Genomic DNA, 22,781 nt, shown 5'->3' with positions numbered 1-22,781 from the left:
CGATGCCGATCCGGACCAACCGCGGGCGCACCGCCGTCTACCGCAGACTGTGGGGCTGGCCGTTGCGCTCGCCCCGCCACCTCGTCGGCACGCTGGTGATCCTCGCGGTGCTGCTCACCGCGCTGGGCATCCTGCTGCCGAAGGCCATCGGAAAACCGGGACAGACGGCCAGCGGGCCGGGTTCTTCGGCGACAGCCACCTCACGCCCCGGCGTCGCCGCGCCGGTGACCGTGACGTCGACGTTGCCGCCGAGGCTCACCACCCAGCCTCCGCCGTCTTCCGCGCCACCTGACCAGGACGGTGTCCGGGTCGCCAAGAATTGGGTGACGGCATGGGCGAATCATCCCGACGGTACGACGACCGAGCAGTGGCTGGACGGATTGCGGCCGTACACCACCGACGAGTACCTCGCCGGGGAACTCACGACGGTGGAACCCGCGAACATCAAGGCCACCAGGGTGACCGGGGATCCGCAGGTCGTTTCCTCGCTCACCGGATCGATGGAGGTCGACGTCCCGACGGACGGGCCCAAGGTCCGGGTCACCGTCGTCAAGACGAACCCGGGATGGCGGGTCACCAAGTTCACCCAAGCGGGCTGACCCGATGAAGATCGGGCTCATCGTCGGAGTGCTGATCGCCGCGGTCTTCGCCGCGGTGGTCACCACGAGCACGGTCACCAAGGTGGTGACCGACCATGTCGAGGCGCAGTCGGGCGGGGTCGTCAAGACCTCCTGCGACGCCTCGATCGGGCCGACCCTGCCGGGACAGACCGATCGCGGTGCTTCGGACATCAACAAGCTGGACGAAGAACAGAAGGGGATCGTCGCGCTGATCATCTCGATCGGCAAGCAGCGGACGCTGTCCCCGCGCGCGTGGCAGGTGGCGATCCAGGCCGGGATGACCGAGTCCAAGCTGCGGAACCTGACCTACGGCGACCGCGACTCGCTCGGCATCTTCCAGATGCGGCCGTCGATGGGCTGGGGCACCGTCGCCCAGGTGACCGACCCGCCGTACCAGGTCAACAAGTTCTACGACGTCCTCCTCGCGGTCCCGAACTGGGAGAACATGCGGCCCGGTGACGCCGCCCAGCGCGTCGAGCGGTCCGGTTTCCCCGACCGGTACCACAACTGGGAGCCGATGGCGGCGCTCCTCGTCGAAAACGAGGGCCAGATCGTCGACGTCGTCGGCTGCGGCACGAGCGTCGGCAGCGTGGTGCCGCCGAGCCAGGCCGCCGCGCAGGCCATCAAGTTCGCCCTCGCCGAGCAGGGAAAGCCGTACGTCTGGGGCGCCACGGGACCGAACAGCTACGACTGTTCCGGGCTGATGCTGCGGGCCTACGAGTCGGCCGGGATCATCATTCCGCGGGTTTCGCGTGACCAGTACAAGGGCGGCGCGATGCTGCCGGTGCGGCAGGCGCAGCCGGGTGACCTGCTGTTCCTCGCCACCGTGCCGTCGAACCCGGCGACCATCCACCACGTGATGATGTACCTGGGCGACGGCAAGATCGTCGAAGCGCAGCAGACCGGGGTGCCGGTGCACATCCGCGACTTCTCCTTCGACGAGGCCGAAGTGGTCGCGCAGGCGGTCCGTCCTGGCGTTTAGCATGGTGAGCGCGTGGTGCCGCGATCGCGGCACCATCGGATTCACCCGAAGTGGCGGCCTGTCCACCGGCACGCGGCCGCACACTGGCAGAGGATGAAGAACGTGGCACGGAAATTCGGAAGGCGAGGCAAGCCCGCGGCGGGAGGCGGCCCGGAGGTCGATCCCCGCGATCTTTTCGGTACCGTCCAGCCCGCGCGGCAGGCGGCGCGGCCGGCGTCGAGCACCCCGCTCGCCGACCAGCTGAACCAGGGCTGGCCGGGCGTCGATCCCGGTTACGTCGTGTTGCCGCGTTCGCTGGCCGAGGGGATGTCGCTGCCCTGGCAGCAGCAGATGGCCGCCCTGCTCGCCCAGTTCCACCAGGAGAACGCCCGGCTCGCCTGGCCGATCTACCGGGTCGTCCCGTCGCGCTACGAAAAGCTCGTCGATCTCGACGAGGAGCAGCTGGCGGAGGCCGGCTACCTGGTCGAGATGGACACCGAGGGCGAGATGGTCTACCGCGAGCGCAGCGGCCGGAAGATCGAAGACCCGGCGAACACCACGGTGCTCGTCTCGTGCCTCGACCCGATCCCGAAACCGTCGCAGCGGCAGGCACCTCCGGCGCCTTCGCAGGCCACGCCGCCCGTGACCGGCCAGCCGCCACGCGCCCCGGCGCCGATGAACATCGGGCCCGCGCCCGTGTGGCGCACGGTCATGCCTTCAGGGCCGCCGTTGCCGGGCAATCAGGGGGCTCCTGCTCCTCAGGCGCCCGCCCCGCAGACACCGGCGCCTCAGTCAGCCGGACCTCCGGCTGGCGTGTCTCAGGGACCCGCGGCCCAGTCGCAAGCCCCGCAGGCCGGCGCGCCGCAAGCCGCGGCCCAGGCGCCCGCGCCGCCGCCTGCGTCCCAGGCCGCTGCGTCTCAGGCACCAGTCCCGCAGCCGCCTGCGTCCCAGGCCGCTGCGTCTCAGGCACCCGCTTCGCAGGCGCCCGCGTCTCAGGCCGCGTCTCAGGCACCCGCACCGCAGGCACCCGCGTCCCAGTCGCCGCCTCCGCTGCCCCAGCCCACCCGGACACAACCCCCGCCGGTGAATCAGACGCCGCCGCCTCCGCCGGTGAGCGCGCCTCCTGCCACTCCGGAACCCCCGGCCGCCGCCGCGCCATCGCAGGCCGAGCCGGAGCCGCCGGTCACGACTCCGCCGCCGTCCGCGATGCCCCCGGCCGGTCCTTCGCCGCAGCCGATGTCACCCGTTTCGCCGCCACGAGGTGGCCCCGTCGCGCCCGAACCGCCGACCCCGCCGCGCGGGATCCCGATGCACCGCGGCTGGTTCGACGAACTCGGCGAGAACGTGCCGGAAAGCTCCAAGGTCGACCCGCCCGAGGGCGGCGAGTTCGGTCCCACCGGCGATCCCACGGAGATCCCCTACCGCTATCGCAAGTGATGACAGGACGTCCGGGTGATGTCAGTCTTGACGTATGTCGAGCGACCCGAACCCGGATCAGGGCTGGTACTTCAACACCAAGACGAACCAGGTCGAGCACCTGGAACGAGGCCGGAGCGTCGACCTCCTCGGCCCGTACCCGGACGAGGCGACGGCCAGGCGTGCCCTGGAGATCGCCAAGGAACGCACCAGGCAGGCCGACGCCGAAGACGCCAAGTGGAACGGCGACTGATCGCTAGCGAGTGGTCCGCGCTGGTGCCCGGATGGCGGTTTCGCGTGTCGTCTATCCAGTCACGCGTGTCGTCCGTCTGATCACACGTGTCGTCCATCCAGTCACGCGAAACCGGCCGCCCGCTTCGCCTCCGCCGAGGTTGCGAAAGCCACTTTCGCAACCTTCAACGTTGCGAAAGTGGCTTTCGCAACCTTTCGCAACGGGCTCAGGCGTCCTGCCGCGCCAACGCCGGTCCGAGCACGAACTCCGGGTCCACCTGGGCCGTGAGGTCCTCCCCGGCCCGCCCGCTGCCCCACGCCCGCGCGTTGCGGAGGTGGAACTCGACGCCTTGGCGCTGGTAGCGCGCCCAGTCGCGCTGTTCGCCGTCGACGGTCGCGAGCATCGAGCCCAGCGTCGCGAGGTTGTGCGCCTCGAGTTCGCCGATCGGGCGCGCGCGGCCGCGTTCGGCGGCGCGGACGTGCCGCGAGTTCTCCATCCAGCCCAGCAGGGCGTCGCCGACCTCTTCGCGCAGGAACTCGATGTCCTCGTCCTCGGTGACCTTGTTCCCCACGACGACCAGCCGCACCCCGAAGTCCCGCGCGTAGTCGGCGTACTGCCGGTACACCCCGACGCTGCGCACGGTCGGTTCGCACACCAGGAACGTCACGTCGAACCGCGTGAACAGTCCGGACGCGAACGCGTCGGCGCCGGCGGTCATGTCCATGACCACGTACTCGCCCGCGTCGTCGATCATGTGGTTCAGCAGCAGCTCCGCCGCGCCGATCTTCGAGTGGTAGCAGGCGACGCCGAGGTCGTCCTCGTCGAACTGCCCGGTGACGCCGAGCCGCACGCCGCCGAACTCGCGGAAGCAGGCCTGGAAGATCGGGTTGTCCTCGAACGGCCGGACCAGCCGCGACCCGCGCCCCGGCGGGGTCGTCTTGATCATCGAGGCGGCGTCCGCGATCCGCGGGTTGTCGCCGCGCAGGTACTCCTTGATCAGGCCCATGTGGTCGCCCAGCGTCGGCCACGCGATGGCCTCTTCCTCGCTCGCGCCGAGCGCGACGGCGAGGTGCTGGTTGATGTCCGCGTCGATCGCCAGAACCGGTTTCCCGCCGCCGGCCAGGTACGCGGTGAACAGCGACGCCAGCGTGGTCTTCCCGCTGCCGCCCTTCCCGACGAACGCGATCTTCACGCCACGGCCCTTCCTGTCGTTGTGAAAAGGGTATCGGTTTTCATTTCGGCTCGTAACGTACACCCGACCGGCCCGCACCCGAACGGGCGATCAACGGCGCCGGATCGGGATAGGGTTAAGTGGTGCCTCCACTCGTGATCAGGACACACGCGGCGGGAGGGGACTTCGGTCACCTTCGAGCCGAGTTCTCGCTGCCGGAGTCGTTCGGGCCCGACGTGCTCGCCGAGGCGGAGGCGGCGGTCGTCGATCCGCTCGAGTCGGCGGGGGAACGCGAGGACGCCACCGGCCTGCCCTTCGTCACCATCGATCCGCCCGGCGCCAAGGACCTCGACCAGGCGGTGCTGGTCGAGCGCGTCGAGGGCGGCGGGTTCCGCGTCCACTACGCGATCGCCGACCTGGCCGCGTTCATCCCGCCGGGTGGCGCGCTCGACAAGGAGGCGCGCCGCCGCGGGCAGACGCTCTACTTGCCCGACGGCAACGTCCCGCTTCACCCGCCGGTGTTGTCCGAGGGCGCGGCGAGCCTGCTGCCGGGGGAGACCCGGCCCGCTGTGCTGTGGACCATCGATGTCGACGCGGGCGGCGAGCCGACGGCGACCAACGTCCGCCGGGCGCTGGTCCGGTCCACCGAACAGTTCGACTACGAGACGGTCCAGGCGGCGATCGACGCGGGCGATCCGCATCCCTCGGTCGCCGCGTTGCCGGAGCTGGGCCGTCTGCGCCGCGAGCTCGCGATCCGGCGCGGAGCGGTGGAGCTGCAGCTGCCGGAGCAGGAGATCAGCGGCGATCCCGACGGCGGCTGGGCGCTGATCCAGCGGCCGCGCAACGACGTCGACGCGTGGAACGCCGAGATCTCGCTGCTCACCGGCATGGCCGCGGCCAAGATCATGATCGGCGCCGGGATCGGTGTCCTGCGCACGCTGCCCCAGCCCGACGCCGAAGCGGTCGATTGGCTGCGCCGGTCCGCGCAGGCGCTGAACATCGACTGGCCCGAGGGCAAGAGCGTGTCGGAGTTCCTGGCCGCGCTCGATCCCGGTCAGCCCGCGTCCATGGCGCTTTTCGCCGACACCACCAGGCTTTTGCGTGGCGCCGGGTACACCGCGTTCGACGGCGAACTGCCCGCCTTGACCACGCACGCCGGGATCGGCGGTGCCTACGCCCACGTCACCGCGCCGATCCGGCGGCTGGTCGACCGGTTCGCCACCGAGATCTGTCTCGCCGTGAGCGCGGGCCGCGAAGTACCCGAGTGGGTTCGCGCGGCGCTTTCGGAGGTGCCGGAGCAGATGACCGCGTCCGACACGCTGGCGGCGAAGGTCGAACGTGCCTGCATCGATCAGGTCGAGGCGTGGGTCATGGCCGAGCACATCGGCGAGGAGTTCGACGCGATCGTGCTGCGGGCCGACGACGCCAAGTCGGAGATCCTGATCGAGAATCCGCCGGTGATGGGCAAATGCGCGGGCGAGAAGCCGCCGGAAGGCGAGCGGATCCGCGTCCGGCTGACGGCGGTGGACGTCGACAAGCGGAAACTGTCGTTCGAGCGGGCATGATCGACGATCTCGGTGAAGTGGTCCCGCTGCGCGAACCGGCGTCGCGGGTGGTTTCGCTCGTGCCGTCGCTGACCGAGGCCGTCGAGGTGAGCGCGCCGGGAAGGCTCGCGGGGGCCACGGACTACTGCACCCATCCGGCCGATCTGGACGTCCCGCGGGTGGGCGGTTCGAAGTACCCGAACGTGGACAAAGTGCTGGAACTCGAACCGGATCTGGTGCTGGCCAACTCCGAGGAGAACCGGCCGGAGGACGTGGAACGGTTGCGTGCCAACGGGATTCCGGTCTGGGTGATGGAGGCGTCGGCGACCGTGCCCGGCGCGCTCGCCTCGATCCGGCGAATCCTGACGCAGGCTTACGACCTCGCCGAGCCGGATTGGCTGGTCGAGGCCGAAGAGATCTGGCGGGAGACCCTGCCGGAGCGGTTCCGCGCGGTCGTGCCGGTCTGGCGGAAGCCGTGGGTCGTGCTCGGCAGGGACACCTTCGGCGGCGATGTCCTGCATCGCGTCGGAATCGGCAACGTCTACGCGGACCACGAAGAGCGCTACCCGCGTCCGAAGCTCGACGAGCTCCAAGCGCGCTTCGCGGCCGGAGACGCGAACCTGCTCATACTGCCCGACGAGCCGTACGAGTTCACCGAGGACGACGGCCCCGAAGCGTTCCCCGGCGCGAAGCACGTCCTGGTATCCGGGCGCTACCTGACCTGGTACGGCCCTTCGCTCGTCGAAGCCCACGCCCACCTCACGCATTTCGTCCTCTGAATGCGGTAGTAACGCATCCAGAGGACGAAACGCGGGTCGTCAGAGGGTGAGACCGGTCAGGACGGTGACGCGTTCCTCGGTGAAGTCCGCCATCGCCGACGCCGGGCCCTCGCGGCCGACGCCGGAGTCCTTCACGCCGCCGTAGGGCATCTGGTCGGCGCGGAAGCTCGGCACGTCGCCGACGAGCACACCGCCGACGCGCAGCTTCGCGGACACGTCGAACGCCGTCGGCAGGTCGCGCGTGAACACTCCCGCCTGCAGGCCGAAGCGCGAGTCGTTGATCCGGCGCACCCCGTCCTCCACCGAGTCCACGCGCGTGATCGACACGACCGGTCCGAAAACCTCGTCGGCCATCACCGACGCGTCCTCCGGCACGTTCGCGAGCACCGTCGGCTCGACGGTCGCGCCGTCGCGCTTCCCGCCGGTCAGCAGCTCGCCGCCCGCCTCGACCGCCGCCGTGATCCACGATTCCACCCGGGAAGCGGCGTCGGTGTTGATCAGCGGCCCGACGTCCACGCCGTCCGTCCGCGGGTTGCCGGTCCCGAGCGCGCGCACCTGCTCCAGCACCTTCGCCCGGAGCTCGTCGTAGACGTCGGCGTGCGCGTAGACGCGCTGCACCGAGATGCACGACTGACCCGCCTGGTACATGGCGAACGTCGCGATCCGCTGCGCCGCGAAGTCCAGATCCGTCCAATCAGGACAGACGAGCACCGCCGCGTTGCCGCCGAGTTCGAGCGCGACGTGCTTGCGCGGCACGCTGTCCCGGATACCCCAGCCCACCGGCACCGACCCGGTGAACGACACCACCGGCAGCCGCGGATCCGAGACCAGGCGAGCCGATTCCTCGTTGCTCACCGGGAGGATCGACCAGCTCCCGGCGGGCAGATCGGTCTCGGCGAGGATCTCGCCGAGCAGCAACGCGGTCAGCGGTGTCGCGGGCGCGGGCTTGAGCACGATCGGCGCGCCGGCCGCGATCGCCGGCGCGACCTTGTGCGCCACCAGGTTCAGCGGGAAGTTGAACGGCGTGATGCCCAGCACCGGGCCCTTCGGCACGCGGCGGACCAGCGCGAGCCGTCCGGTGCCGCCCGGGTCGGTGTCGAGGCGCTGCAGGTCACCGGAGAACCGGCGAGCCTCCTCGGCGGCCCAGCGGAACGTCGACGCCGCACGCCCGACCTCGCCGCGCGCCCACTTCAGCGGCTTGCCCGACTCGGCGGTGATCAACTGAGCCAGCTCTTCGGACCGCTCACCCAAAACTCGGGACACGTGGTCCAACGCGCCCGCCCGGACATGCGCGGGCAGCGTCGCGAACTCGTCGGAGACATCGTGCGCCGCCTGCACGGCGGTCTCGATGTCCGAAGTGGACGGAACGTGGTGCGTGCCCGCCTCGCTTCCGTCGAAGGAGTGACGGACGACGACGGTCTCGTCGCTGGTGACCGGCTTTCCGGCTACCCAGAAAGGAAAAGTGCTCACTTGACGGCCTCCGTACGGACAGCGTGCTCCAGGACCGAAAGGCCCTCGTCGAGCAGTTCGGTGGACAGGGACAGCGGCGGCAGCAGGCGGACGACGTTGCCGTAGGTGCCGCAGGTGAGGACGACGACGCCGGCCTGGTGGCAGGCCTGCGCGACGCGTTTGGTCAGGTCGGCGTCGGGTTCGGTGGTGCCCGGCTGCACGAACTCGGCGGCCAGCATCGCGCCGCGGCCGCGGACGTCACCGATCACGCCGGTCTCCTCGGCCAGCGCGCGCAGCCGCGGGAGCACCGTGTTCTCGATACGCTTCGCCGACGCCGCGAGGTTCTCCTGGCGCATGATCTCGATCGAGCCGAGCGCCGCGGCGCACGCGATCGGGTTACCGCCGTAGGTTCCGCCGAGCCCGCCCGGCGGGACGGCGTCGAGCAGCTCCGCGCGGCCGGTGACGGCGGCGAGCGGCAGTCCGCCCGCGATGCCCTTGGCGGTGGCGATCAGGTCGGGAACGACGTCTTCGTGCGTGGACGCGAACCACTCGCCGGTGCGGCAGAAGCCGGTCTGCACCTCGTCGGCGACGAACACGACACCGTTTTCGGTGCACCAGGCCGAAAGCGCGGGCAGGAAACCGGGAGCGGGTTCGATGAAGCCGCCCTCACCCTGCACCGGCTCCAGCACGACGGCCGCGACCTGGTCACCACCGATCTGCTTCTCGATGCGGTCGATGGCGATCCGCGCCGCTTCGGAACCGGACAGCCCGTCGCGGTACGGGTACGAGCCGGGTACGCGGTAGACCTCGGGCGCGAACGGGCCGAAACCGTGCTTGTAGGGGATGGACTTCGCGGTCAGCGCCATCGTCAGGTTGGTGCGGCCGTGGTAGGCGTGGTCGAAGACGACGACGGCCTGGCGCCCGGTCGCGGCGCGAGCGATTTTCACCGCGTTCTCGACGGCTTCGGCGCCGGAGTTGAACAGCACCGAACGCTTCTCGTGGGTGCCCGGTGTCAGCTTGTCGAGTGCTTCGCACACCTCGACGTACCCCTCGTACGGCGTGACCATGAAACACGTGTGCGTGAACCGCTCCACCTGCTCACGGACGCGGTCCACGACGGCGGGCGCGGCGTGGCCGACGTTGGTCACCGCGATGCCGGAACCGAAGTCGATCAGGACATTGCCGTCGGCGTCGGTGAGCAGGCCACCCTCGGCCGAGGTGACGTAGACGGGCAGCACCGAACTCACGCCCGCGGCGACGACGGCGGCACGTCGCTCCTGCAGGGCGCGCGAGGCGGGGCCGGGGATCTCGGTGCGCAGCCTGCGCTGGGTTTCGGTGGTGACGGTCACGGCCAGACTCCTGCGGACGCGAGGGACGGGGTCGCCCTCCAGAATGGGAGCCCGCTCGGTCCGCGTCAGCTCGACATCTTGTCGATATCGAGGCGTAGAGTTGGACAACATGGCACTGACCCTCGCCGCCCTCGTGGCCGAACGTCCGCTCGGCCTGCGGGTGCGCGCGGCCGAGGCGGGGCTCGACCGCGCGATCGGCTGGGTCCACCCCACCGAATTGACCGATCCGCAGGCCTTCCTCGAAGGCGGCGAACTGCTGCTGACCACCGGCCTCACCCTCGATGAGACCACGTCGCCCGGGTACGTCCGGCGGCTCGTCGACGCCGGCGTGGCGGGGCTCGGCTTCGGCGTCGGCCTCAGTCACGAGAGCATTCCGCGGTCTCTTGTGGACACCGCGGAAGAGGTCGGGCTCCCGGTGCTCGAAGTGCCGAGGAAGACGCCGTTCATCGCGATCACGCGAGCGGTCTCGCGCGCGGTCGCCGCCGACGAGTACGCCTCGCTCGTGCGCACCGGCAAGGGGCAGCAGGAACTGACCAGGACGGCCGTCGGCAAAGGCGGCCCCGGTGGCGTGGTGCGCAAACTCGCGAAACTGGTCGACGGCTGGGTGCTCCTGCTCGACTCGTCCGGTGCGGTCACTGAGGCTTCGCCTTCCGCGAGACCCTTCGCCGACGAAATCCAGGATGACTTCGCGCGGCTGCGGGCGGGCACGCTCGTGACGGTGGCGGGGGAGTACGAGGTCGTCCTGCAGACGCTCGACACCCGTGCGCGCGGTGTGCTCGCCGTCGGCACCTGCGAGCCGCTCGATGCCGCGGGGCAGCACATCGTCAACACCGCCGTGTCCTTGCTTTCCCTTGCGCTGGAACAGAACCGTGAGCACGTGGACGCCGTGCGGCGGCTGAGGTCAGGACTGTGCGACCTGCTCGCCGCGGGGCACGCCGAACTCGCCACACGGACGATGAAGTCGCTCTGGGGCGGTGTCCCGGAAGCGCCGTGGTCCGTGCTGGCCGTCGCAGGCCCCGCGAATGCGCGCCGCTCGCTCGCCGACGCGCTCGACGCCGAAGTGGCCGGAGACAAGGCGTTCTTCGGGGAGTCGGGGGCGTTCATGATCGCGTTCGGTGATGTGGAGGCGGTCGCCCGGCAAGCTTCCCGGATCGGCGGGCTGCACGCCGGTCTGTCCGATCCGGTGTCCACAGTGGATTTCCCGGCCGGGCTCCGACAGGCGAAACAGGCGGCGGAAGCGGCGAAGGCCGAACGGTCCCCGTTGGTCCGGTTCGCGGAGCACGCCGGGCGCGGCTTCCTGGAGATGGTCGATTCCCAAGCGGCGCAAGCGTTTTCGGACAGTCTGCTGGCGCCGCTGCGGGGCCATGACAAGACCGGCCGTGGCGAACTGGTCGCCTCACTGTCCTGCTGGCTCGAACACCACGGTCATTGGGATCTGGCGTCCGCGCGGCTCGGCGTCCACCGGCACACCTTGCGCAACCGCATGCGCAAGGTTGCCGAACTGACCGGCCGTGATCTCGATTCTCCCGGGGTGCGCGCCGAATTCTGGCTCGCGCTGCAGGTCAGCGCTCGGACCTGACCAGGGCGATCGGCGAGTCTCCGCAGCGTCGCAGCTGCGTGCCGGTCTCCGTCGTGACCGGCTCCGCGCCGGCGGACCACCAGGCCGGGACGTCGACGTCGCGCACCAGAGAACCGGTCGCCTGGCGCGCGTTGTTCGACACGATCACCCGGCCCTGTGCGTTGACCAGCGCCGCGCGGCCGCCGAGCGCACGCAGTTTCGGTGCCAGCAGGCGCTCGACCTCACCCACGTAGATGTCCGCGCCGACGACCCCCGCGAAAGTCCCATCGCGCTGGACGGGGACGGAGAAGGTCAGCGTGTACTCGTCGGTGCAGAGGTAGTCGACGTACGGGCCGTTGATATGGCGGCGGCCGGTGTCACGCGGGACGGTGAACCACGACTGCCGGGTGTAGTCCAGGAAGTTCTCGCCGGCCGGATCGAGGCTGATGACCAGTCGCGCCGGCTCTGCCTCACCGGTTTCGGTCCACCATTCGAAGCCGAATTCCTGATCGGCCAGCGCGTTCGGCGCGCTGATGAACCCGGCGCCGACGACCAGGCCGCCGAGGACGTCGAAGACCTGCGGCCGGAGGCGGGTCAGGTCTTCGGCGGTGGCATCGGTGGAGGCGGCCAGGAGCCCCTCGGCGCCGGCCAGTAGCGGCTTCAGCCGGCCGAAGACGTCCTCGACCAGGGTGGATACCTGTTCGACGACCTCGGAACCGGCGGACGGTGTGTCGTTCACGATGCTCACCTCGGATGCGCGGATGCCGCAGCTTAAGGGGCCAGAAGGTCTAAATGCACGTCCGCCAGCCGGTCTATCGCTTCGAGGATGTGCTCCTCGGTGAGCTTTCTGGCCAGCTCGCCGTCTCCCTGCGCGATGGCGGCGGCGATCGCGCGGTGTTCGGCGTAGGCGTTCTCGCGGGTGCCGTGCGGCTCGAGCGGCAGCCACAGCAATCCGCCTCGTTCGCTCTGCAGCTGCACTTCTTCCCTGGTCAGTCGCGGCGATTGGGCGGCCGCGGCGACTTCGAGATGGAACTGACGCTCGGCACGCGACGCCTCCGCGCCGGTGGCCGTGCGGATGTCTTCGGTCGCCAATTCGAGCCGCTCGATGTCCTCGGGCGAACTCCGCTCGGCGGCGAGTTTGGCCGCGGCGCCCGCGATGGCGAGGTAGTGATCGCCGACGTCGCGAAGCTCGGACAGCGAAACCGTGCGAAGGCGCTCTCGCCACGAAGCGGCCGAAGGGTTAGCAGGCGTCTTCACGAAGCTTCCGCCGCCTCGGCCGCGTCGCGTCTCGACAAGGCCCTGCTGCCGCAAGGCCACGAGCGCTTCGCGGACCGTCACGGTGGATACGCCGAACTGGGCGGCAAGCTCGGCTTCGCTCGGCAGCTGCTCCGAGTCGGCCAGCAGCCCGAGCGTGATGGCGTCGACCAGCCGCGCGGTGACCGCTTCCGCCCGGCCGATCTGGTCGAGCGGCGCGAACATCGCTGACCGCGCGCTGTGCGACATCCCCTTACGCATGGTGGCCCTTCGCCCGTACCGCTACCCGATGGAACCAATCTTGCCCCATCGTCTTGTCATTTAACATCTGGACTTATATGTTTTAGCTCCCGCGCCGCCCCACAAGGGAGCAAGGGACCTTTGCTATCGCCTCACGCCCCCAGGCCCAGTAGCCAGGAGCTCTCGTGCAGCAGTTGAAGCACTTCATCGGCGGTGAGTACACCGGATCCGCGTCGGGCCAGGTCGCCGACGTCGTCGATCCCGTCACCGGCCGCCCGTACCGAACCGCGGCCGTCGCCGGCCCCGAAGACGTCGACCGCGCGCTCAAGGTCGCGGCCGCCGCCTTCGAAACCTGGCGCGAGACCACGCCCGCGCAGCGCCAGCTCGCCCTGCTGAAGATCGCCGACGCCGTCGAAGCGCGCGCGGAAGAGATCGTGCTCGTCGAATCGGCGAACACCGGCAAGCCGATCGCGCTCACCGCGACCGAAGAACTGCCGATGATCGTCGACCAGTTGCGGTTCTTCGCGGGGGCCGCGCGTGTCCTCGAAGGACGGTCGGCGGGCGAATACATGGAAGGGCATACCTCTTTCGTCCGCCGAGAGCCGATCGGCGTGTGCGCGCAGGTTACGCCGTGGAACTATCCGCTCCTCATGGCGGTCTGGAAGATCGCCCCCGCGCTCGCCGCCGGGAACACCGTGGTGCTCAAACCGGCCGACACAACGCCCGCGTCGACCCTGCTCTTCGCCGAGATCTGCGCCGGATTCCTGCCGCCCGGCGTGCTCAACGTGATCTGCGGCGACCGCGACACCGGACGGGCGCTCGTCGAGCACGAGATCCCCGCGATGGTGTCCATCACCGGCTCCGTGCGGGCCGGGATCGAGGTCGCCGCTTCGGCCGCGAAGGACGTGAAGCGCGTACACCTGGAGCTCGGCGGTAAAGCGCCCGTAGTGGTCTTCGCCGACGCTGACATCGAAGCGGCGCCCGGCCGTTCCGGACGTTCCGCTCGGTGGTGCTGCCGGTGACCTTCCCGGCCGTCGTCGCCGGCTCGATCTTCACGTTTTCGTTGTCGCTGGACGACTACGTCGCGGTGAAGATCGTCGGCGGCACGTCGCAGATGCTCGGCAACGCCGTCTACGACAACATCGGCGCGGCCAACAACCTGCCGTTCGCGGCGACCGTCGCGACCGTACCCGTGGTGATCATGCTCGCCTACCTTGCCGCCGTGCGCCGCACGGGCGCGCTGGACAACCTGTAGGAGCGCGCGATGCGCCTTTCCCGGACGACCAAATACCTTCTGCTCGCGGCGCTGGTGCTCGGCCTCGCGGTGATCTACTTCCCGCTGCTGGTGGTCCTGCTCAATTCGTTCAACGCGGACACCACCTTCGGCTGGCCGCCGTCGAGCTTCACGCTCGAATGGTGGGGGCGGGCCGCGGAGAACCAGGGCGCGCTGAACGCACTGTGGACGAGTGTCCGAGCAGGACTCGCCGCGACCGCGATCGCTTTGGTACTCGGCACAATGGCGGCTTTCGCGCTGCAGAAGTACCGCTTCTTCGGCCGCAACCAGGTGTCGCTGCTGGTCATCCTGCCGATCGCGCTGCCCGGTATCGTCACCGGTATCGCGCTGAACAACGCCTTCCGCACGATCCTCGGCATCGACCTCGGCCTGTTCACCGCGATCGTCGCGCACGCGACGTTCTGCATCGTGGTGGTCTTCAACAACGTCGTCGCGCGCCTGCGGCGCATGGGCGGCAACCTCGAAGAGGCGTCGATGGACCTCGGCGCCGACGGGCTCACGACGTTCCGGCTGGTGACCTTCCCGATGCTGCGCTCGGCCCTCCTGGCAGGAGGCCTGCTGGCGTTCGCCCTGTCGTTCGACGAAATCATCGTCACGACGTTCACCCTCGGGACGGGACTGGAGACCCTGCCGATCTGGATCCTGAACAACCTGTTCCGGCCGAACCAGGCCCCGATCGTCAACGTCGTGGCGGCGGTGCTGATCCTGGCTTCGACGGTGCCGGTCTATCTGGCGCAACGGCTTTCCGGCGACACGACCTCGGGTGGCCGGTTGTAGCCGCTCCTAGCGAAAGGAATCCGTCGCGGCCTTGAGTGCCGCCAGCATCCCCGGATCCGTCACCGCGTGCCCGGCCGCTTCCACCAGCTCCAGTTTCGAGTCCGGCCAAGCCCGGTGCAGCTCGTAAGCCGTCGTCGGCGGGCACACCGCGTCGTACCGTCCCTGCACGATCACGCCAGGGATCCCGGTCAGCTTCCCGGCTTCCCGGATCAGCTGCCCTTCCTCAAGCCACGCTCCGTGGCAGAAGTAGTGCAGTGCCAGCCGGGCGAACGTGACCGCGAACTCCGGCGACGCGTACTGGTTGTGGAAGGCCGGATCCGGGCGCAGGCAGACGATCGCGCCTTCCCAGGTGCTCCAGGCGATGGCCGCGCGTTCCCGGATCGCCCGATCGGGGTGATAGACGAGTTCGCGGTAGGCCGACAGAGGGTCGTCGCGACGGTCTTCGGGGATCGGGGCGAGGAAGTCCTCCCACTCACGGGGGAAGAGGTTCGCGGCGCCGCCGTTGTAGATCCAGTCGAGTTCGCCGCGGCGGACGGTGAAGACGCCGCGCAGGATGATCTCGCTGACGCGACTCGGGTGGGTTTCGGCGTAGGCGAGGGCGAGGGTCACGCCCCACGAGCCGCCGAAGAGCTGCCACTGGTCGAGATTCAGCCGTTCGCGCAGCTTTTCCATGTCCGAGACGAGGTGCCAGAGGGTGTTGACCGACAGGTCGACGTCCGGCGTGCCGATCTGCGGGGTGCTGCGGCCGGCGCCGCGCTGGTCGAACAGGATGATCCGGTAGGCCTCGGGGTCGAAATGCCGCCGCGCCATGGAGGAGATGCCGCTCCCAGGGCCTCCGTGCAGGACGACCACGGGTTTGCCGTCCGGGTTCCCGGCTTCCTGGCAGTAGATCCGGTGCCCGTCGCCGACGTCGAGCATGCCCTCGGCGCGCACGTGGATCGGCGGGTACAGGTCATCCATAAGGACACTCTGCCCGAATCGGCGAGTGTCCGAAGGGTGGGGGCCCGCCCCCGCCGCCGGGCTGAGCGGGCCCCCGGTCTTCGGTCGCGTCAGCAGCCCGCCGTGGCGGTCACGTTCGCGAATCCCTTCCCGGCACCGGTCACCTTGTTGCTCGCGCAGACCTTGTTCCCCGTCGCGGCCTTCACGAGATAGAAGCCGTAGGCGTAAGGGGACCGCACGTCCGCGGTGTTGCCGGAGAAGGTGTTGCCGCGGCCCCAGCCGTCGAGCTGGACATGCACCTCGAAGCCGCCGTAGGTCGCGTCGTGCACGAAGACCTTGCTGCCCCGGTTGTCCGCGACCACGTAGTTGTTGCCCTTCATGTCCACCCAGCTGTCGGCGAAGTGCTCGCCGCTCTGTCCGGCCCCGTCGAAGACGTTGCCGCGCAGTTCGCCGCCGGTGGTGCCTTCCTTGATGTCGATCGATTCGGCTCGCACGTCCGGGCCGATCTTGTTGTTCAGCGCCTTGTTGCGGTCGCTCCGGTCGGCCGTGCCGCCGGGCCAGTTGCCCTTCGCGGAACCGAAGTAGATGCCTTCGCCGTAACCCGCGTACTCGCGGCCGGTGTCGGTCACCTCGGAGTTCTTCACGACGTTGTCGGTGCTCGTGTACTGGAAATGGATGCCCTCGTGGCCGACGCCGGTGACCTTGATGCCGTCGACGACGGTGTTCTTGACGCCCGTCGCCATCAAGCCCTTCTGGCCACCGGTGAGGGTGAAGCCGGTCAGGTTCCAGTAGCTGCCCGTCAGTTCCAGCGTGCGCCCGGCCGAGGCCTTGATGACCGCGCTTCGGGGACCCTTCAGGGTGATACGGCTGCTGGACGTGCCGCTCTTCGCCGCCTTGAAGTTGCCCGTGAAGGTCGTGCTGGCCGCCAGTTCGATGACGGTGCCCGGAGTGACCGAAGCGAGCGCCGCCGTTAGCTGCTCCGAAGTCCCTACGCGGACCGTCGCGGCCTGAGCTGGATACGCCGCCAGCGTGGACAGCAAAGCGGCGCCGGTCGCAAGGGTCAGAACCCGCTCACGAACACGCATCCGTGGTCCTCCTCGTCGAGGGATCGAAGCTCGGTCGTGGCGGCGACGGCCTAGACGTTAAGCCTCTTTACGAACGCGCGTCAAGGACATGATTGAAGTTCACGTATGTGAACAACTAAAGGAGGGTCGCCCTGCGCGGACCTGCGGAAAGAGAGCAAGGGACCTTTGCTACCGCGCTCCCCGGCGGGCGGGGGTGTGTGGAAATAGAGACGTTGAGTGTCCCTATTTCCACACACCTCCTACGCCGCGTGGTGACCGTGTGGATCTTGGTGCGTTGGGTGACCAGAAGCCCACGCAGTGCCCCGCGGGGGAGCAAGGGACCTTTGCTGCCGCGCTCTCCGGCGGGAGTGGTAGCAAAGGTCCCTTGCTCTCTTTTTGCAGGTCAGAGGCGACTCAGTCGTGGAACGAGTGCTCCGGAGCCGGGAACTCGCCTCGCCGGACGTCCTCCGCGAACGCCTTCGCGGCCCCGGCCAGCACGCCGGCGAGATCGGCGTACTTCTTCACGAAGCGAGGGGTCCTGCCGCGTCGAAGCCCGGCCATGTCCTGCCAGACGAGCACCTGCGCGTCGCAGTCGGGCCCGGCGCCGATGCCGACGGTCGGGATCTTCAGTTCGTGCGTGATCCGCTTCGCGGCTTCGGCGGGCACCATCTCCATGACGACCGCGAAGGCGCCTGCCTCCTCCAGGGCGAGCGCGTCGGCGAGCAGCGCTTCGGCCGCTTCGCCGCGTCCCTGGACTCGGTAGCCGCCCAGATTGTGTTCACTCTGCGGTGTGAATCCGATATGTCCCATTACGGGGACGCCGGCCGAAGTCAGTGCCTCGACATGCGGAGCGAATTTCCGTCCGCCTTCGAGTTTCACCGCGTGCGCGCGGCCTTCCTTCATGAACCGCACCGAGGTTTCCAGTGCCTGCTGCGGTGAGAGCTGATACGAGCCGAACGGCAGATCGGCCACGACCAGCGCCCGCTTCACCGATCGGGTCACCGCCCGGACCAACGGGAGTAGTTCGTCCACGGTCACCGGAAGCGAAGTGTCGTAGCCGAAGACGTTGTTCGCCGCCGAATCCCCCACGAGCAGCACGGGAATGCCCACTTCGTCGAACAGCGCGGCGGTGTACATGTCGTAGGCGGTGAGCATCGGCCAGGTTTCGCCGCGCTCTTTCATGTCACGAAGGTGATGTACGCGGACCTTCTTCCCCGATGTGGCCTGGGGTGCCGCGCCGGTCCCGTACGGAGCCGCGAGCTCGCCGGAATCCTTTTCGGTGGCAGACATCCTTGTCGACCGTCCTTCCCTCGAGGCCTCGGAGAGGTCCCCGGGTCGTGGAGCTGAACAGGCCAAGCGTGACATGCCGATATGACCGTCCCAAGGCCCTGCGACCAGCTTCACACAGCGCCGTCACACCCGCGAATGAGGAAATTCAGACCAGAGGATGATGATCGTTGACAACCACACGGGGTTGTGTGACGTCAAGTAAGTGCAGCTGTCGATCTCCTGTGTGTACCGCGAAGGACCAGAATGGCAAACCCAGTGAGCCGAGTCGCGCCGTGGAAGGCGAGGGCAGGCGGAATCGTCGCCACCCTCGTCCAGTTCGCGGCCGTGTTCTCGGTGATCCTCCTGCTCGCCGGCGGTGTGAAGGGGCCGGTGCTCAGGACGGGTGACATCGCCTTCTCGGCACTGAGCATCCCGACGAACGCGAGTCTCGTGATCGTCCTGCTGCTCGTCGTCCTCGGCGCCGCGCTCCGCCGTCGCAAACGAGCCGCGCTTTACACACTGCTGCTGTTCCAGGTCGGCGGACTGGCGGTGACGCTGGCCTTCCAGGCCGCCCTGCTGTGGTGGCCCGAGCTGCTGAAACTCGGCCCGTGGCAGGTCCGACACATCCCGCATCAGGTGTGGGTGCTGGCGATCGCCGACCTGATCTCCCTCGGCATGATCGCGTTCCTGTGGATTCTGCGTCCGGCGTTCCCGGCCCGGCTCGCGCCCGGCGCGTGGCGTGACGGGCTCACCGTCCTGTTCGGTGGCCTGGCCGCGGTCATCCTCGTCGGCTGGGGCTTGAGCGAAGCCTTCCCGGGGCGTCTCGCCGACACTTGGGCGCGCTTCGCCTGGGTCGTCAACCACACGACCGGTGAGAACGTCCAGCTTCGCCGGGTCGGCATCGGTGAAGGGCCTGCCTGGCTCGACCTCGTGCTCGACCTCAGCGCGACGGCCGTCGCGACGGCCGCGTTGTACACGCTCTTCCGCGGAGTGCGTAGCCGTCGCTTGAGGACGGACGAGGAAGAACTGAGCGTACGTCGCCTTCTTGCCGAACACGGCGAAGACGACTCTTTGGGTTATTTCGCCACCAGGCGCGAGAAGAGCGTCCTCTTCTCGCCCAACGGCCGTGCCGCCGTGGCCTACCGTGTGCTCGCGGGCACCAGCGTCGCGAGCGCGGACCCGATCGGGGATCCCGACGCCTGGCCCGACGCGGTCCGGGCCTGGCTGAACGAAGCGCGCACCTACGGCTGGACGCCCGGCGTGCTCGGCGCGAGTGAACGTGGCGCGAAGGTCTACGCCGACGCGGGCCTGCGCGCGCTGGAAATAGGTGACGAAGCCGTCCTCGACGTCCGTGACTTCAGCCTCGCCGGGCCGGAACGGCGCTCGGTCCGCCAAGCCGTCAAACGGATCGAACGGGCCGGATACACCACGAAAGTCCGCCGTCACAGCGAAATTCCGGCCGAGGAGATGGCCAAGCTCCTGCTGCAGGCACAGCAGTGGCGCGGAGCGGAAACCGAGCGCGGGTTCTCGATGGCGCTCGGCAGGCTCGGTGATCCGAGCGACGGCCGCAGCGTGATGGTGGAGGCGTACGACGCCAAGGGCGAGCTTCGCGGCATGCTGTCGTTCGTGCCGTGGGGCCGCCGCGGGCTGTCCCTCGACCTGATGCGGCGCGACCGCGACGCCGAAAACGGGCTCAACGAATACATGGTCGCGGAGGTCGTCGCGGCGAGCTCACACCTTGGCGCACAACGGATTTCGCTGAACTTCGCGATGTTTCGCGCGGTCTTCTCCGAGGGGGAGCGGATCGGCGCGGGCCCGGTGCTGCGCGCCTGGCGCGGCGTCCTCAGCATGGCGTCGCGCTTCTTCCAGCTGGAATCGCTCTACCGGTCCAACGCCAAGTACGGCCCCGACTGGGAGCCGCGTTTCCTGTGCTACTCCTCGGCTCGACGGCTGCCGCGGGTCGGCATCGTCGCCGGCGCGCTCGAAGGATTCGTCCCGACAGGACGGTCGGGGCGAGCACTGAAACTGGAGACCGTCACCGACGAATTCGTCGCCGAGGTCCACCGCATCGAAGCGAACGCGGCCACTCCCGCGCCGAAACAGGTGCGGCGCCCCGACCAGGTCCGGGTGCGGATGGCGAAGCTGGATCGCTTGCGGGAAGCCGGGATCGACCCCTATCCGGTCGGTTTCGCCCGAGAGGACCTGCTCGGCGACGTCGTCTCGAAGTTCGGCGATCTGGGCCCGGATACCCATACCGGTCACCGGGTTCGAGTCGCGGGCCGGGTGCTTGCGATGCGTAATCTCGGCGGGCTTTGCTTCGCACGGGTGAAGGACTTCAGTGGTGAGATCCAGCTGATGCTCGACGCTTCCGTGCTCGATCCCGGCGGCTGGCGGCGCGGTGTCGATCTAGGCGACCACGTTGGTGTGAGCGGGCAGGTCGTGACGTCGCGCCGCGGTGAGCTTTCCGTGCTCGTCGATGAGTGGACCGTCACGGCGAAGAGCCTGCATCCGTTGCCGGACAAGCGAAAGGGCCTCACCGATCCCGAGACGCGGGTGCGGCAGCGTTACCTGGACCTCGCGGTGAACCCGGATTCGACGGCGATGCTGCGAATGCGCTCGACCGTGGTGCGGGCCGTGCGGGAACGGCTGCACCAGGGCGATTACCTCGAAGTCGAGACGCCGATGCTGCAGACGGTGCACGGCGGCGCCAACGCCCGCCCGTTCATCACGCACATCAACGCCTACGACATGCGGATGTACCTGCGGATCGCGCCCGAGCTGTACCTGAAACGGCTGTGCGTGGCCGGCGTCGAGCGGGTTTTCGAGCTGAACCGGAATTTCCGGAACGAAGGCGTCGACGCGACGCACAACCCCGAATTCACCATGCTGGAGGCGTACCAGGCGTACGCCGACTACAACACGATGCGGACGCTGACGCGGGAACTCGTGCAGTGCGCCGCGGAAGCCGCGTACGGCGCGCAGGTCGTTCGCCGTCCGGGGCCGGACGGGCAGGTCGTCGAGTACGACATCTCCGGTGACTGGCCGGTGATCCCGGTGCACGAAGCCGTTTCGGCGGCGCTCGGGGAAACGATCGACGCGGGCACCTCCGTCGCCGAACTCCAGCGGCTGTGCCGCGCGGCGGGAGTGCCGGTGAACGAGGAGGCCGGGCACGGCGATCTCGTGCTGAAGGCGCACGAGCACCTGGTCGAAGGCGCGACGGTGTTGCCGACGTTCTACACCGATTACCCGACCGACGTCTCGCCGCTGACCCGGCAGCATCGAGTGGACCCGCGGCTGGCCGAGCGCTGGGACCTGATCGCGTTCGGCTCCGAGGTCGGCACGGCCTACACCGAGCTGACCGACCCGCTCGAACAGCGGCGGCGGCTGGAGGCCCAGTCGCTGCGCGCGGCGAGCGGGGACGTCGAGGCGATGGAGCTGGATGAGGACTTCCTGCTCGCGCTCGAACACGGCATGCCGCCGACCGGCGGGCTCGGCATCGGCGTCGACCGGCTGCTGATGATGCTGACCGGGGCGTCGATCAGGCAGACGGTGCTGTTCCCGTTCGTCCGGCCGCAGGGCTAGCGGGGGAGCAAGGGACCTTTGCTATCACTTCTCTCAACGTCGAGAGAAGTGATAGCAAAGGTCCCTTGCTCTCTTCCGCGCCGAATCGCCGCACGAAGCCGCGATCGGATGCCATGATCCCCTTCCCAACGGAAGGAGCCGCCATGGCTGGAAACGTTCCCCCGGTCGCCGACGAGCGCGAAGGTCTTCTCGCCTACCTCGAGCAGCAGCGCCACGTTCTGCGGATCGCGGCGCACGGCCTCACCGAAGAACAGGCCAGAGCCGTCCCGACCAGAAGCTCATTGAGCGTCGGCGGCCTGATCAAGCACACCGCGTTCACAGAAGACGGCTGGATCGACATCCTTCTCCAGAAGCCCTCGAAGCCGATGGACGAAGCGATGAAGGAGTACGAAGCCGGGTACGTGATGACGCCAGAGGAGACGGTCGAAAGCGTCCTCGCGCGCTACGACGAGGTCGCTCGCCGTACTTCGGACGTCATCGCCGGCATCGCCGACCTCGGCCAGCCGGTTCCGGTGCCGAAGGGCGTGCCCTGGTATCCACAGGACGTCGACGCGTGGTCGGTCCGCTGGGTGCTGCTCCACCTCATCGAGGAGACCGCGCGCCACGCCGGGCACGCCGACATCATCCGCGAGCACATCGACGGCGCGACGGCGATCCCGCTGATGGCCGCCGCGGAAGGCTGGCCGGAGACGCCGTGGCTCAAGCCCTGGTCCCCGGCCCAAAGCGGTTAGAACCCGAGCAGCTAGAACAAGGTCGGTTCGTCCGCCAAAGCGCCTTCTATGACCAGCATCCGGCGCTTGGTGGCGACCCCTCCGCGCGCGGAGAAGCCGCCGTCCTTACCGCCCGCGGCGAGTACGCGGTGACACGGCACGATGATCGGGAACGGGTTCCGGCCCATCGCCTGCCCCACGGCCTGCGCGCCGCCGGGCAAACCGAGGATGTTCGCGATGTCGCCATAGGTCAGCGTCTTGCCCGCGGGGATGGTGCGGATGAACTCGTAGACGCGGTGGTGGAAGTCCGGTACTCCTTCGTAGTCGAGGCCGATGCCGGTGAGATCCGTGCGTTTGCCGTCCATCAACGAGACGATCCCGTCGATCGCGCGCTGGATCTCGCCCGGCGGCATGGATTCGGTCGCTTCGGGAAGGCGCGCGGTCAGTCGCGCCCTCGTCTTCTCTTCACTGCCCTCGGGGAGCTGGACCGTGACGATCCCGCGTTCGGACCACGCGATACCGCAGTCGCCGATCGCGGTGCCGAACACGCAGTAGCCCGGTGCCGTCATGTGC

At 68.9% G+C, this 22,781-nt stretch carries 19 protein-coding genes and 2 pseudogenes; 12 read left to right on the top strand and 9 right to left on the bottom strand.

Going from position 1 to position 22,781, the window contains the following annotated elements:
- The first annotated feature begins 2 nt into the window (after positions 1-2).
- The 4 genes from ACLJQ7_RS40460 to ACLJQ7_RS40445 all read left to right on the top strand — a co-directional run bounded on the left by ACLJQ7_RS40460 (position 3) and on the right by ACLJQ7_RS40445 (position 3,250).
- Positions 3-599, top strand: a complete 597-nt coding sequence (locus tag ACLJQ7_RS40460; RefSeq protein ID WP_410653483.1) for a hypothetical protein — start codon at positions 3-5, stop codon at positions 597-599.
- Between the two features lie 4 nt (positions 600-603).
- On the top strand, positions 604-1,602 hold the full coding sequence (locus ACLJQ7_RS40455) for a C40 family peptidase (RefSeq protein WP_410653482.1): 999 nt from the start codon (positions 604-606) through the stop codon (positions 1,600-1,602).
- 102 nt (positions 1,603-1,704) lie between these two features.
- On the top strand, positions 1,705-3,018 hold the full coding sequence (locus tag ACLJQ7_RS40450; RefSeq protein WP_410653481.1) for a hypothetical protein: 1,314 nt from the start codon (positions 1,705-1,707) through the stop codon (positions 3,016-3,018).
- A gap of 34 nt (positions 3,019-3,052) precedes the next feature.
- A complete protein-coding gene (locus ACLJQ7_RS40445) occupies positions 3,053-3,250 on the top strand; it encodes a hypothetical protein (protein WP_410653480.1) in 198 nt (65 codons plus the stop codon).
- Positions 3,251-3,455: 205 nt separating this feature from the next.
- Here ACLJQ7_RS40445 and ACLJQ7_RS40440 read toward each other — a convergent pair whose 3' ends face one another.
- Positions 3,456-4,421, bottom strand: coding sequence for an AAA family ATPase (locus tag ACLJQ7_RS40440; protein WP_410653479.1), 966 nt, complete (start codon positions 4,419-4,421; stop codon positions 3,456-3,458).
- Between the two features lie 134 nt (positions 4,422-4,555).
- Here ACLJQ7_RS40440 and ACLJQ7_RS40435 point away from each other — a divergent pair, with 134 nt between their 5' ends.
- The gene (locus tag ACLJQ7_RS40435) at positions 4,556-5,965 is read left to right on the top strand and encodes an RNB domain-containing ribonuclease (protein ID WP_410653551.1); all 1,410 of its coding nucleotides are present in this window, start codon (positions 4,556-4,558) and stop codon (positions 5,963-5,965) included.
- Complete coding sequence (locus ACLJQ7_RS40430; RefSeq protein WP_410653478.1) at positions 5,962-6,723, top strand: helical backbone metal receptor; 762 nt, start codon at positions 5,962-5,964, stop codon at positions 6,721-6,723. The genes ACLJQ7_RS40435 and ACLJQ7_RS40430 overlap by 4 nt, the downstream gene beginning before the upstream one ends.
- A 39-nt stretch (positions 6,724-6,762) precedes the next feature.
- Here the strand turns inward: ACLJQ7_RS40430 and ACLJQ7_RS40425 are convergent, their stop codons facing one another.
- The gene (locus tag ACLJQ7_RS40425; RefSeq protein WP_410653477.1) at positions 6,763-8,193 is read right to left on the bottom strand and encodes an aldehyde dehydrogenase family protein; all 1,431 of its coding nucleotides are present in this window, start codon (positions 8,191-8,193) and stop codon (positions 6,763-6,765) included.
- Positions 8,190-9,521, bottom strand: a complete 1,332-nt coding sequence (gene gabT / locus ACLJQ7_RS40420; protein WP_410653476.1) for a 4-aminobutyrate--2-oxoglutarate transaminase — start codon at positions 9,519-9,521, stop codon at positions 8,190-8,192. The genes ACLJQ7_RS40425 and gabT overlap by 4 nt, the downstream gene beginning before the upstream one ends.
- 109 nt (positions 9,522-9,630) lie before the next feature.
- Here gabT and ACLJQ7_RS40415 point away from each other — a divergent pair, with 109 nt between their 5' ends.
- Positions 9,631-11,100, top strand: coding sequence for a PucR family transcriptional regulator (locus ACLJQ7_RS40415; RefSeq protein WP_410653475.1), 1,470 nt, complete (start codon positions 9,631-9,633; stop codon positions 11,098-11,100).
- Here the strand turns inward: ACLJQ7_RS40415 and ACLJQ7_RS40410 are convergent.
- Positions 11,084-11,818 carry a cache domain-containing protein gene (locus ACLJQ7_RS40410; protein WP_410653474.1) on the bottom strand — a complete coding sequence of 245 codons (735 nt, stop codon included), beginning with the start codon at positions 11,816-11,818 and terminating at the stop codon, positions 11,084-11,086. The two genes, ACLJQ7_RS40415 and ACLJQ7_RS40410, sit on opposite strands and share 17 nt — an antisense overlap.
- 32 nt (positions 11,819-11,850) lie before the next feature.
- Positions 11,851-12,594, bottom strand: coding sequence for a FadR/GntR family transcriptional regulator (locus ACLJQ7_RS40405; RefSeq protein ID WP_034313079.1), 744 nt, complete (start codon positions 12,592-12,594; stop codon positions 11,851-11,853).
- Positions 12,595-12,758: 164 nt separating this feature from the next.
- On the opposite strand from ACLJQ7_RS40405, the pseudogene ACLJQ7_RS40400 reads away from it, so the two are divergent.
- The 3 genes and pseudogenes from ACLJQ7_RS40400 to ACLJQ7_RS40390 all read left to right on the top strand — a co-directional run.
- Positions 12,759-13,553: pseudogene (locus ACLJQ7_RS40400) on the top strand (aldehyde dehydrogenase family protein); the annotation flags it as partial.
- A pseudogene (locus tag ACLJQ7_RS40395) lies at positions 13,550-13,828 on the top strand (ABC transporter permease subunit); the annotation flags it as partial. The pseudogenes ACLJQ7_RS40400 and ACLJQ7_RS40395, both read left to right, overlap by 4 nt.
- A gap of 9 nt (positions 13,829-13,837) precedes the next feature.
- A complete protein-coding gene (locus tag ACLJQ7_RS40390) occupies positions 13,838-14,644 on the top strand; it encodes an ABC transporter permease (RefSeq protein ID WP_410653473.1) in 807 nt (268 codons plus the stop codon).
- A 6-nt stretch (positions 14,645-14,650) separates the two neighbouring features.
- Here the strand turns inward: ACLJQ7_RS40390 and pip are convergent, their stop codons facing one another.
- The 3 genes from pip to panB form a co-directional block, all read right to left on the bottom strand.
- The gene (gene pip / locus ACLJQ7_RS40385) at positions 14,651-15,604 is read right to left on the bottom strand and encodes a prolyl aminopeptidase (protein ID WP_410653472.1); all 954 of its coding nucleotides are present in this window, start codon (positions 15,602-15,604) and stop codon (positions 14,651-14,653) included.
- 89 nt (positions 15,605-15,693) lie between these two features.
- On the bottom strand, positions 15,694-16,668 hold the full coding sequence (locus ACLJQ7_RS40380; protein ID WP_410653471.1) for a hypothetical protein: 975 nt from the start codon (positions 16,666-16,668) through the stop codon (positions 15,694-15,696).
- 393 nt (positions 16,669-17,061) lie between these two features.
- Complete coding sequence (gene panB / locus ACLJQ7_RS40375) at positions 17,062-17,937, bottom strand: 3-methyl-2-oxobutanoate hydroxymethyltransferase (RefSeq protein WP_410653470.1); 876 nt, start codon at positions 17,935-17,937, stop codon at positions 17,062-17,064.
- Positions 17,938-18,180: 243 nt separating this feature from the next.
- Here panB and lysX point away from each other — a divergent pair, with 243 nt between their 5' ends.
- On the top strand, positions 18,181-21,498 hold the full coding sequence (gene lysX, locus ACLJQ7_RS40370; protein WP_410653469.1) for a bifunctional lysylphosphatidylglycerol synthetase/lysine--tRNA ligase LysX: 3,318 nt from the start codon (positions 18,181-18,183) through the stop codon (positions 21,496-21,498).
- 143 nt (positions 21,499-21,641) lie between these two features.
- Positions 21,642-22,229, top strand: a complete 588-nt coding sequence (locus ACLJQ7_RS40365) for a DinB family protein (protein ID WP_410653468.1) — start codon at positions 21,642-21,644, stop codon at positions 22,227-22,229.
- An 11-nt stretch (positions 22,230-22,240) separates the two neighbouring features.
- On the opposite strand, the gene ACLJQ7_RS40360 is transcribed toward ACLJQ7_RS40365, so the two are convergent.
- A complete protein-coding gene (locus ACLJQ7_RS40360) occupies positions 22,241-22,777 on the bottom strand; it encodes a methylated-DNA--[protein]-cysteine S-methyltransferase (RefSeq protein WP_410653467.1) in 537 nt (178 codons plus the stop codon).
- Positions 22,778-22,781: the final 4 nt, after the last annotated feature.

The sequence above is a fragment of the Amycolatopsis sp. cmx-4-54 genome, assembly GCF_046548895.1.
Taxonomy (GTDB): domain Bacteria; phylum Actinomycetota; class Actinomycetes; order Mycobacteriales; family Pseudonocardiaceae; genus Amycolatopsis.
The sequence above is the reverse complement of the archived record's forward strand: the minus strand, read 5'-3'. Positions and strand labels throughout refer to the sequence as shown.